Genomic DNA, 10,652 nt, shown 5'->3' on the forward strand with positions numbered 1-10,652 from the left:
CCCGGCAGCAGCGCGGCTGAGGGCCATGGTGCAGCGCTCGCCATGCAGCACGACCAGGGCGGCGGTGCCGCCGACCGACCGCACCAGCCCGTCCAGCGCCGGCTCCACAGCCGCCACGAGATCGGCGATGCCGAGCGCGGCGAAGCCGGCGGCACTGGCCCGCAGCCCGGCCCGGACGCGGCCGCGACGGCAGCGCTGCAGCAGGCCGTGGTCGATCAGCGGGCCGAGCAGATCGTGCAGCGAGGAACGTGGCATCGCCACCGCCTCCCGCAGATCGGCGATGCCGGCCTCGCCGCCATGCGCCTTGAGCCAGACCAGGATGTCGAGTGTGCGCAGGATCGACCGGGCGGCCCCATCCGCCGCGGCACCCTTCCCCACCGCGAAGGTGGTCGGGTCGTAATCATCGCCCATACCGTGGCCGAGGACGAGGCTCGGCGGCCGGTCCCAGCGCACATGGTCCTCGACCAGGATGTCGGCACGGACCGAGGCGGTCTCGTAGCCGCGGCTGATCACCAGCGGGGTGTGCACCTCGATCCGGCGCGGCAGGGTTCGGCCGGCCAGGATGTCGAGCCCGACCTCGACCGCACGGATGCCCATGGAGGGCGGGAAATCCATCGCCGCTAGCGGCACGCCGTGCAGGATGGCAAGCTGGTAAACCGCGTTCTGGTCGCCGCCGGTGTGCGGCGGCACGCGGCCGTCACGGCCGGCATCGACCCAGGCCTGGATCGACCCGGCGCCGTGTAGCCCGCTATCACACCAGACGCCGTCGATATCGTCGCCCCAGCGCTCGATCAGCCCGGCCATGGCGCGGCGGCCTGATGCCACGGTCATCTCGGTGTGGACCGTCTCCAGGATACGAATGCCGGGCGCCAGCGAGAACACCTCGCGCGCCGCCCGGCCCCGCCGCAGCGTCGGGCCGATCTCCGGCAACCCGACCATCATCACCACGCCGCCGCGGCCGCCCAGCGTCTCGACCAGCCATTGCGCCGGCACCCGGCCGATGGCGGTGTCGGGACCCGCGACCTGGACCAGCGAATGCGCTGCATCGCCGAGCAGCCGGTCGACCATCACCACCGGCAGCCCGGCGGCACGGGCCCGGGCCAGGGGCGGCAGCAGCGCCTCCGTCTCCAGCGGGCTGACGATCAGCGCGTCGACGCCCATGGCCAGGAAGGCATCGATGTCACGTCCCTGCGCCGCCGGGTCGTCATCGGCGTTGGCGATGCGCAGGGCGGCGATCCGGTCGGCATGCTCGGCCGCGGCGAACTGGACGCCGTGGATCAGCCCCTGGCGCCACAGATTGGCGCGCGAGCCATTGGAGAAGCCGAAGACATAGGGCGGCGGCTGGGCATGGGGCGATGCGTCGACCAGCTCGGTGAAGTTCGGGTTCCACAGGAAGGACCGCGCCGTCGGAGCCCCGGTCTCGCGGCGTACCGGGGCCGGCCGGGACCGGCGTCCGGCCTCGGCCTCCAGCGCCACCGCCAAGTCGAACCAGACGGAACCAAGCCGGACCGACCCGCGCCGCGGCGCGTCGAGCCATCCCGCTGCCAGCATCGGCCGCAGCACGGCGTAGAGGCTCGACCGCGGCACGGCCAGGCCCTCGGCCAGGGCAATGACGGGCAAGCCGCCGGGCGCATCGGTCAGGTGGTCGACAACCCCGAGCAGGATGTCGACCCCCGACTGACGGTGGCCGGAAGCCTCCAAGCCGCTACTCGGCCGCAACCGCCGCCCGGGCGGCTTGGCGCGGCGACAGGCGGTGCATCACGCCATCCTTCATCACCATTCGCATCGGGCCGTGGATCAGGCTGACATCCTGCAGCGGATCGCCGTCGACCATGATGAGGTCGGCCAGGAACCCCTCGCGCACCTGGCCCAGCCGGTCGCCCATGCCCATCAACTCGCCGCCGACCCGGGTGGCGCATTGCAGCGCCTCGGATGGGGAGTAGCCGAACAGCTTGACGAAGTGCTCGACATCGCGGGCGTTGGTGCCCTGCGGCGTCCAGGCAAAGCCGTAGTCGCCGCCGATGACGACACGGATGCCGCGCCGTTTCATCTCGGCATAGGTCCGCTGGCTCGCCTCTAGGCACAGATGCATACCCAGCTTGCGCGCCTTCTCCTCGGTGATGCCGTAGTCGGCCGCCTCATGGATGGTGTTGTAGATCAGGCCGATGGCCGGACCGACGAAGACCCGGTCCTTCGCCGCCTCCAGCAGGTCCAGCGCCTCGGTGTCGGCGTGCTCGCAGTGATAGATCACATCGACGCCGGCCCGGATCGCCCGCTTCACCGCCTCACTGGCCCGGGCGTGGCAGTTCACCTTGCGGCCGAAATCATGCGCGGTCTCGACCGCGGCCTCGACCTCGGCCTTCGACATCACGGTCATGCCGCCCTTGGCGGGATCGACGAAGTCGTCGCCGGAAATGTTGATCTTGATGTTGTCGACACCCTCGCGGATGCAGACTCGCGCGGCATGGCGAACCGCCTCCGGCCCGTCGCAGACCAGACCGAAGCTGGAACGTTCCAGATGCAGCCGGGTCTCGTCGCCCAGCCCACCAGTCACAGTGATCTCCGGGCTGGCGGCGCGGATGCGCGGGCCCTTCAGCCGGCCTTCATTGACCTTGTCGCGGATCACCACGTCCAGCCGGATCTTGGCGCTGGCGGCGGAATAGGCGCTGGTGAAGCCGTGGTCGAGCAGCAGCTCGGCATTCCACATGGTCTCCAGCACATGCTCTTCGGTCGGGATGTCGCCCAGATCGGTGTTGGTCCGCGCCCCGCAGAACGACAGATGCGCATGGCCCTCGACCAGCCCTGGCAGCAGTGTCGCACCGCCGCCGTCGACGGTCTCGCAACCGCCGGCGTCCAGCCGCTCGGCCGCGGGGGCCACGGCGTGGATCCGGTCGCCCCGGACCACGACCTGGCCGGGATAGGGATCACGGCCGGTGCCGTCCCAGACCATCGCGCCGGTGATATGATAATCGCCCATGATCTCCTCCGATCGGTGGCGGAGGGCGGGGCGCGCCCACCCTCCGCCTGTTGCCTACTTGCCGATCCACCGCTGCGGGTAGTCCGGCATCCCTTCGCAACCGCACATCGCGTAGTGCAGCGGCGGCATCTTCTCGTTGACGTATTTGGCCAGGTTGTCGGTCGTGATCGTCGGCTGCGGCAGCGACCACGGGCCCGGCACCGGCTCGCCCTTCAGCACCCGCAGGGCGGCGATGACGGCGGTGCGCCACTGATAGGCCGGATAGGTCGGCGCCACCGCCTTCATGCCCGACTGCTTCCACTTCTGCAGGAAATCCTGCTGGTCCTCGCCGGTGACGATCGGGATGTCCATGCCCTGGTCCTCGAACGCCTCGATCGCGGCGACGCTGGTCGCCCCGGCGTCCATCCACACGGCGTCGAGCTTGCCGACCCGGGTCAGGTAGTCCTCGACGATCGACTTGGTCTTGGCCCGGTCACCATCGGTGAATTCGACCCCGACTACCTGGATGCCCTTCTCATCGAAGATGCGCTTGGCCGCGGCCCAGCGGTTCTCCAGCACGTCGACGCCGGGCAGGATCCGCAGCGCCAGCACCTTGCCGCCCTTCGGCACGTTGGCGGCGACATAGTCGGCTGCGGCGATGCCGAAGGCGTAGCCGCCGATCGGCTTGACCACGGTCACCGGGCAATCGGTCAGCACGCCGCGGTCGAACACGATGACCGGGATCTGCTTGCAGGCTTCCTCCACCGCCGGGGTCAGCGCCGCGGTGGTGTTCGGCGACACCATCAGCACATCGCATTTGCCGCTGGCCAGCAGCGCCTTGATGTCCGAGATCTGCTTGTCGTCCTTGCCCTCCGCGTCGGCCACGGTGAAGGAGGCGACGTCGCTCTTGTGCAGGTCGACCTCGGCCTGCATCGTCAGCCAGCCGACCACACGCCAGGGATTGCCGACGCCGGCGTTGGACAGGCACAGCTTGTACGGCCCGGCCTTCTTGTACTTGGCGGTGTCGACCATCGTGCCGCCGATATGCTGCTCCCACGGCTTGTCCGCCGGTCCTTCGGCCGTCATCGCCATCATCGCCCGCTGGGCCGCGAATTCCTTCGGATCATCGAAGCTTTGCGCCCGTGCCGCACCGCCGGCCGCAACGGCCAGCAGGGCAGCGGTGCCGATCATCAACCCGATACGCATGCGTTCCTCCCTCGTGTTTGTGTTCTTGGCTGCTTCTCGGACGGTCGTCGGTGCCTGGTCCTATGCACCTCCCTTTCGGCGACGCCAGACGCTCCAGCCGACGGCACCGATCAGGATCAACCCTTGGGCCGCATCGCGCAGCGGCTTGGGCAGGCCGATCAGGTTGAGCAGGGTGAACAGGGCCGACAGGCTGAGCGCGCCGGCGACAGCGCCGGGCACCGTGCCACGGCCGCCGAGCAGCTGGGCGCCGCCGATGACGATGGCGGCGATCGCCTGCAGCTCATAGCCGTCGCCGACATTGGTCGAGACCCCGGCGAAGCCGCCGAGCAGGATGCCGGCCGTGACCGCCGACAGCGCCGAGACGACGAAGGCGATGGTGCGCACCAGCCGCACCTGCACGCCGGCCAGCTCCGCCGCACGGGGATTGTCGCCGACCGCGAGCAGCAGCCGGCCCAGCACGGTGCCGTGCATCAGCCACCACAGCAGCGCCACGGCGACCACCATGACGATGACGGCCAGCGGCAACATCTCGATCCCCGGGATGCCGCGCCAGGTCAGCCGGCCGAAATCGCGGAAATTGTCGGGCAGGTAGCCCTGGGGTGACCCGCCGGACCAGGCCAGTGCGATGCCCTTCAACGACAGCAGCGCGCCGAGCGTGGCGATGATCGACGGGACCTTCAGCCAGGACACGACCAGGCCGTTGACCAGGCCGACGGCGAGGCCGATGCCGTACAGCAGCGCGATCACCCACCAGCTTTGCGCCGGGTCGCCCTGGATCAGCAGCGAGGCGGCCATCACCACCAGGGTGATCAGCGAGCCGACCGAAAGGTCGAAGCCGCCGACCACGATGACGAACAGCTGCCCGGCGGCCAGGATGACCAGCGGCGCCGCCCGGCGCAGGAAGTTCATGTAGCCGTTCGGCTCCAGGAACGCCGGGCTGGCCACCGCGATCGCGACCAGCAACAGGATCAGCACCAGATAGGCGGGGCGGATGGCAGCGAGCCGGCGCAACGGCGACGGCGCGGGTACGGTTAGATCGAGCGGACGACGCTCCGTGGTCTCGATCATGCCACATGCCCCCGCGTGCGATAGGCGTAGACGGCTACCGCGATGATGACGATGGCGCCGCGCAGCACCTGCTTCACGAAGGCGTCGATGCCGACCATGTTGAACACCGCATCGAGCGTGCCGAACATGATGACGCCGGCCAGCGTGCCCCAGACACCGCCGCGGCCGCCGGCCAGGATGGTGCCGCCGATCACCACCACAGCGATAGATTCGAGATCGTAGACGCCGTCACGCCCGACCCAGGGCGCGCCCGAGCGCAGCCGGCTGGCGAGGTACAGCCCGGTCAGCCCGGCGCCGAGGCTGCAGATCACATGGGCCCCGATCGTAACCCGGTGAGTGCGGATGCCGGCCAGGCGGGCGCCATCCGGGTTGCCGCCGGTGGCATAGAGATGGGCACCGAAGCGGGTCGACCGCAGCACAAAGGCGGCGCAGCCGGTCAGCACGAACAGCCCGATCACCGGATAGGGCACCGGGCCGATCTGGCCATAGGCCAGGACCTGGAAGCTTTCCGGCACCGCCCCGGCGAAGTTCTGGAAGGAGGCGCTGAGCAGCCCCTGCAGGATCAGCCCGACACCCAGCGTGGCGATCAGCGGGTTGATTTCCAGCCGGGTGACCAGCAGCCCGTTCACCACGCCGACCAGGGCGGAGATGGCCAGCACCGCCGCCACCGCCGGCAGCATCATCGCCGGGTTGCCCTGCATCATCCAAGACGCCATAACCGCGGCGACGCTGACCAGATTGGCCACCGACAGGTCGATCGAACGGGCCAGGATGACAAAGGTCTGGCCCAGCGCCACGAAGCCGAGCGCGACGATCCGCTCCAGCACGGCGATGACGCCGTCGGCCGAAAGCTGCGCCGCCTGCCCGGTGGCGATCGCGGTGACGGCGAAGGCGATGGCGGAGGCCCCAATCAGGATCAGCGGCACCGGCGGCTCGATACGGCGGCGCGGCCGGCCGGTGGCGACGATCGTGCTCATGCCACACCAGCCTGGATCACCGGCGCGTCCGACCGGTGTCCGGTCGCCAGCGCCATGATCTCTTCCTCCGTCGCGCCGCCCGGCCGTTCGCCGACGATCCGGCCGGCCCGCATCACCAGGATGCGGTCGGCCAGGCCCAGCGCCTCCGGCAGATCCGAGGTGACGACCAGGATCCCACGCCCGCGATCGACGAATTCGCGCATCAGCCGATAGATCGCCGCCTTGGCCGCGACGTCGACGCCGCGGGTCGGCTCAGCGAAGACCAGCAGGGCCGGGTCGCAGGCCAGCCAGCGGGCCAGGATCGCCTTCTGCTGGTTGCCGCCCGACACCAACCGCACCTCCTGCTCCCAGCTGGTGGCGCGGACGTCGACCGCCTTCAGGATGCCGTCGATGGTGTCCGCCCCGACCGCCCGGCCCTTCGGCCGGGCCAACAGCCCGGCGAGGCCGCGGCGGGCCAGCAGGCCGTTGTCCCGGATCGACTGCATCAGCGCCAGGCCGTCGCGCTTGCGGTCGTCGGGGACGAGCCCGGTGCCACCGGCGACCCCGGCCCGGGCAGTGCCGGGCCGACCCTCCCGCGCGCCGAGCCACACCCGGCCGCGGAGGAAGGGATCGACCCCGACCACGGCCCGGGCCAGCCCGGTCTTGCCGGAGCCTTCGAGACCGGCAACGGCGACGATCTCGCCACAGCGGACGGTGAGGTCGACATCGAACACCGAGGCGTTGCCGCCGCCTTCGACCCGCAGCACCAGGTCGCCCGGCGGCGCCGAGGCACGCGGCGGGAAATAATCGCTGAGGGGCCGGCCAACCATCATCCGCACGACATCGTCGGAGCAGGTCTCCGCCCGCGGCCGGGTGGCGACATGCCGGCCATCCTTGAGCACGGTGACAGCATCGGCGATGGCGAACACCTCCGGCATCCGGTGCGAGATGTAGACCACCGCAACCCCTGCTGCCTTCAGCCCGCGCACGAGGTCGAGCAGCCGGGCCGCCTCGACATCGTCCAGGGCCGCCGTCGGTTCGTCCATCACCAGGATGCGGGCATCGATCGCCAGCGCCTTGGCGATCTCCACCGTCTGCTGTTCGGCGATGGTCAGGTCGCGGGCCGACCTGTCCGGGTCGATGCCCGACGACAGGCGCGACAGCAGCGACCGGGCGCCGTTGCGCATCGCCGCCCGGTCCAGCCGGAAGCGGCGCACCGGTTCGATGCCGAGATGGATGTTCTCGGCCACCGTCCGGTCGGGCAGCAGACTCAGCTCCTGGTGGATGATGCTGATGCCGGCGGTGCGGGCCGCGGCGGGATGCGGAAACCGCGCCGGCACGCCGTCGATCAGGATCTCGCCGGCATCGGGCGTGTAGACGCCGCCCAGCACCTTCATCAGCGTCGAATTGCCGGCGCCGTTCTCGCCGCACAGGGCGTGGATTTCGCCGGCTCGGCAGGCGAAAGAGACGGCGTCGAGCGCGACCACGCCGGGGAAGGCCTTGCGGATGCCGCACATCTCGAAACGCGGCGCGGCGGCAGCGGCAGTCATGCGGCGGCCCTCCATTCGCGCCGAATCAGGGCAATGGCCTCGGCGAACAGCATGTCGAGATCGGGGAACAGGTCGCGCCAGACCCGGGTGGCGGCGGCCAAATCCGGCAGCGCCCGGCCGAAGGCCTCGACCGTCAGCCAGCCATCATAGCCGGAGGCGCGGATGGCGCGCATCACAGCGGGGAACGGAATGTGGCCCCGCCCCGGGATGCCGCGGTCATTCTCCGAAATGTGGATATGCGTGATGCCGTCGGCATGGGCGCCGATGACACCGACCGGGTCCCGTTCCTCGATGTTGGCGTGGAAGGTGTCATACATGAAGCCGAAATTCGGGTGGCCGACCCGGGCGCGCAGCCGCGCCGCCTGCTCCATCGTGTTCAGGGCATAGCATTCGAACCGGTTGACCGCTTCGATCGACAGGCGGATGCCGGCGGCCTGCGCCCGGCCCGCCGCCTCATGCAGCAGCTCGGCCAGGCAGGACAGCTCGTCCTCGGTCGGCCCCGCCCCGGAGAACACGCCGAGCGGCGAATGGTAGGGCCCGGCCATGACCGTGGCGCCCAGCGCATGGCCGCAATCGACCGCCCAGGCCAGCCGGTCGCGCGCCCGGCGCCGGATCACGGCATCCGGGCTCATCGGACTGTGGTCCGGGTCGGGAATGACGGTGGTGTAGGTGCGGGCCAGGCCGATGTCGTCGAGCACCCTGCCCAGCGCGGCACAATCGGCCTCGGTCCCGGACATGACCGGGATCTCGACACCGTCATAGCCGTGCCGCTTGAGGGATTCGAGCACCGGGCGATCAGCGGGCCCGATGGCCCCTCCGATCACCAGGAGGTTGAAGCCGATTTGCACGCGTTCCTCCCAGGTCCGGGCCCGTGGCTTGCGCCCGCGCCCTGGCTCTCTTTTGGGAAAGGATGGCCGCCGCCCCGGCCAGCGTCAACGCAGCGACACGACGCGATGTCCGACATTCTGGACAAACGGCGCCCGGCTGGACGAGCCGAGCGCCCGACGATCAGCCGGGCCGCGCCCCCGGCGGCGGGCTGCGGCGCAGCCGCACCACCGCGGCGTCGAGAGCCGACAGGAAGGTGGACTTGTCCTTGGCCACCATCGGCTTGTTGCCCCCGCCGACCGTGCCCATGGCCCGCAGATCGGCCATCAGCGCCCGGCTGGCCAGCGCCATGCCGATCGATTCCTTGGTGAAGGGCCGGCCGGTGTTGCCGATCACCGTCGACCCCGATTTCAGGCACCGGTCGGCCAGCAAGATGTCGGCAGTGACGACGATGTCCAAGGCCCCGCTGCGCTCGGCGATCCAGTCATCGGCCGCATCGAAGCCGTCGCCGACGATCACCAGCTGGATGTGCGGGGCGCGCGGCACCATCACCCCGCCATTGGTGACGACGCAGACGGCAAGGCCATAGCGCTCTGCGACGCGGTAGATCTCCGCCTTCACCGGGCAGGCATCGGCGTCGACGAGAATGCGGATCGGGGTCGGATCGGTCACGGCTTCGGTCGGGTTGCGGCAGAGGCCGGAACCATAGCCGCAGCGGCGCCGTTGCTCCAACGCCCATCCCGCCGAGGACCACCCTCCAGCATGGCCGAGATCGCCGCGACGACCGAACGATCCCCGCCCGACGAGGCGCGGGCGAACGGGCTGCGCTATGTCACCGATGCCGATCCCGGCATCAGCCGCCGCCGCGCCGGCAAGGGCTTTGCCTACCGCCTGCCGGACGGGACGGCGCTGCAGGATCCGGCGGCGCTGAAGCGGATCGCCAGCCTGGCCATCCCGCCGGCCTACACCGATGTCTGGATCTGCCCCGATCCGCGCGGCCACATGCAGGCCACCGGGCGCGACCAGCGCGGACGCAAGCAGTACCGCTACCACCCGCGCTGGAAGGAAGCGCGGGCAGAGACGAAATACGGCCGCATGATCGCCTTCGGCCGGGCCCTGCCCCGCATCCGCAAGCGCGTCGATGCCGATCTCGCCGAACGCGGCCTGACCCGGGCCAAGGTGCTGGCGGCGATCGTGCGGCTGCTGGAGGCGACGCTGATCCGGATCGGCAACGACGAATACGCCAGGACCAACAAGAGCTTCGGCCTGACCACGCTGCGCAAGCGCCATGTCGATGTCGAGGGCGGCGCCATCCGCTTCGAGTTCAAGGCCAAGAGCGGCGTGCTGCATCGGTCGGCCTTCAAGGACCGCCGCATCGCCCGGATCGTCCGGTCCTGCCAGGACCTGCCCGGGCACCGCCTGTTCCAGTATCTGGACGACGCCGGCGAGCGCCAGTCCGTCGGGTCGGACGAGGTGAACGACTATCTGCGCGACATCGCGGGCGACGACTTCACCGCCAAGGATTTCCGCACCTGGGCCGGCACCCTGCTGGCGGCACAGCTGCTGTCGGCCAAGCCCGAGCCCGAGGCGCTGCCGACCAAGGCCGCGGTGGTCCGCTGCGTACAGCAGGTGGCGGTGCAACTAGGCAACACGCCGGCGGTGTGCCGGGCCTGTTATGTCCATCCCGGCGTGGTCAGCGCCTATCTCGATGGGCAGCTCGCAGTGAGCCTGCGCTGGCCGCTCGGCGACGACCCGGATGGCCGGCGCGGCGAGGCCGCTTTGCTGCGATTTCTCAAGCGGTTGGACGGCACCGTCGCCTGACCCGCATGGCCGATTTCTTACAATTAGTTCAGCCGACCGAAACGGCTTGACCGCTTCGTCGCGCAGCGTCATACGACCGATGTCGGGGCCAGCCCCCGATGCAATCAAGGATCCGCCGCTCCGATGAGCACGCCCAGTCGACCTAGTGCGACTTTGCCGGCGCCGACGCTGCGAGCCTGACCTCCGGGTCCGGTTCACCCCGTCGCGCGGCCAGGCCGCGCCGGTGTGAGGTGAACCATGAACCACCTGCCAAACGATCTTCGTCCGAAC

The 10,652-nt window shown here is 70.1% G+C and carries 9 protein-coding genes; 1 reads left to right on the plus strand and 8 read right to left on the minus strand.

The genetic code is table 11. The features are described 5' to 3' along the window. From AC3XYG_RS15270 to AC3XYG_RS15305, 8 genes are all read right to left on the minus strand, one after another. Nucleotides 1-1,701 (minus strand): substrate-binding domain-containing protein (locus tag AC3XYG_RS15270; RefSeq protein WP_489140696.1); only part of this gene is annotated, 1,701 nt, incomplete at its 3' end. Nucleotides 1,702-1,705: 4 nt separating this feature from the next. After that, complete coding sequence (locus AC3XYG_RS15275) at nucleotides 1,706-2,977, minus strand: metal-dependent hydrolase family protein (protein ID WP_489140697.1); 1,272 nt, start codon at nucleotides 2,975-2,977, stop codon at nucleotides 1,706-1,708. A gap of 54 nt (nucleotides 2,978-3,031) precedes the next feature. After that, a complete protein-coding gene (locus AC3XYG_RS15280) occupies nucleotides 3,032-4,162 on the minus strand; it encodes an ABC transporter substrate-binding protein (protein WP_489140698.1) in 1,131 nt (376 codons plus the stop codon). Between the two features lie 60 nt (nucleotides 4,163-4,222). Next, complete coding sequence (locus AC3XYG_RS15285) at nucleotides 4,223-5,230, minus strand: ABC transporter permease (RefSeq protein ID WP_489140699.1); 1,008 nt, start codon at nucleotides 5,228-5,230, stop codon at nucleotides 4,223-4,225. Beyond that, nucleotides 5,227-6,207: an ABC transporter permease gene (locus AC3XYG_RS15290; RefSeq protein ID WP_489140700.1), complete on the minus strand. Its 981-nt coding sequence runs from the start codon at nucleotides 6,205-6,207 to the stop codon at nucleotides 5,227-5,229. Before AC3XYG_RS15290 ends, AC3XYG_RS15285 begins: the two co-directional genes overlap by 4 nt. After that, nucleotides 6,204-7,736: a sugar ABC transporter ATP-binding protein gene (locus tag AC3XYG_RS15295; RefSeq protein WP_489140701.1), complete on the minus strand. Its 1,533-nt coding sequence runs from the start codon at nucleotides 7,734-7,736 to the stop codon at nucleotides 6,204-6,206. Before AC3XYG_RS15295 ends, AC3XYG_RS15290 begins: the two co-directional genes overlap by 4 nt. Next, a complete protein-coding gene (locus AC3XYG_RS15300) occupies nucleotides 7,733-8,584 on the minus strand; it encodes a sugar phosphate isomerase/epimerase family protein (RefSeq protein ID WP_489140702.1) in 852 nt (283 codons plus the stop codon). The genes AC3XYG_RS15295 and AC3XYG_RS15300 overlap by 4 nt, the downstream gene beginning before the upstream one ends. Before the next feature lie 160 nt (nucleotides 8,585-8,744). After that, nucleotides 8,745-9,215 (minus strand): YaiI/YqxD family protein, encoded by a 471-nt coding sequence (locus AC3XYG_RS15305; protein ID WP_489140704.1) that lies wholly within the window; start codon nucleotides 9,213-9,215, stop codon nucleotides 8,745-8,747. 108 nt (nucleotides 9,216-9,323) lie between these two features. On the opposite strand from AC3XYG_RS15305, the gene AC3XYG_RS15310 reads away from it, so the two are divergent. Then, nucleotides 9,324-10,382 carry a DNA topoisomerase IB gene (locus AC3XYG_RS15310; RefSeq protein WP_489140703.1) on the plus strand — a complete coding sequence of 353 codons (1,059 nt, stop codon included), beginning with the start codon at nucleotides 9,324-9,326 and terminating at the stop codon, nucleotides 10,380-10,382. The last annotated feature ends 270 nt before the right edge of the window (nucleotides 10,383-10,652 follow it).

The organism is Inquilinus sp. (genome assembly GCF_057815775.1).

Excerpts from the sequence above, each read along its gene's own strand:
- AC3XYG_RS15290 (WP_489140700.1), bottom strand. The coding sequence starts at position 6,207 with ATGAGCACGATCGTCGCCACCGGCCGGCCGCGCCGCCGTATCGAGCCG.
- AC3XYG_RS15295 (WP_489140701.1), bottom strand. The coding sequence starts at position 7,736 with ATGACTGCCGCTGCCGCCGCGCCGCGTTTCGAGATGTGCGGCATCCGC.
- AC3XYG_RS15310 (WP_489140703.1), top strand. The coding sequence starts at position 9,324 with ATGGCCGAGATCGCCGCGACGACCGAACGATCCCCGCCCGACGAGGCG.
- AC3XYG_RS15280 (WP_489140698.1), bottom strand. The coding sequence starts at position 4,162 with ATGCGTATCGGGTTGATGATCGGCACCGCTGCCCTGCTGGCCGTTGCG.
- AC3XYG_RS15285 (WP_489140699.1), bottom strand. The coding sequence starts at position 5,230 with ATGATCGAGACCACGGAGCGTCGTCCGCTCGATCTAACCGTACCCGCG.
- AC3XYG_RS15275 (WP_489140697.1), bottom strand. The coding sequence starts at position 2,977 with ATGGGCGATTATCATATCACCGGCGCGATGGTCTGGGACGGCACCGGC.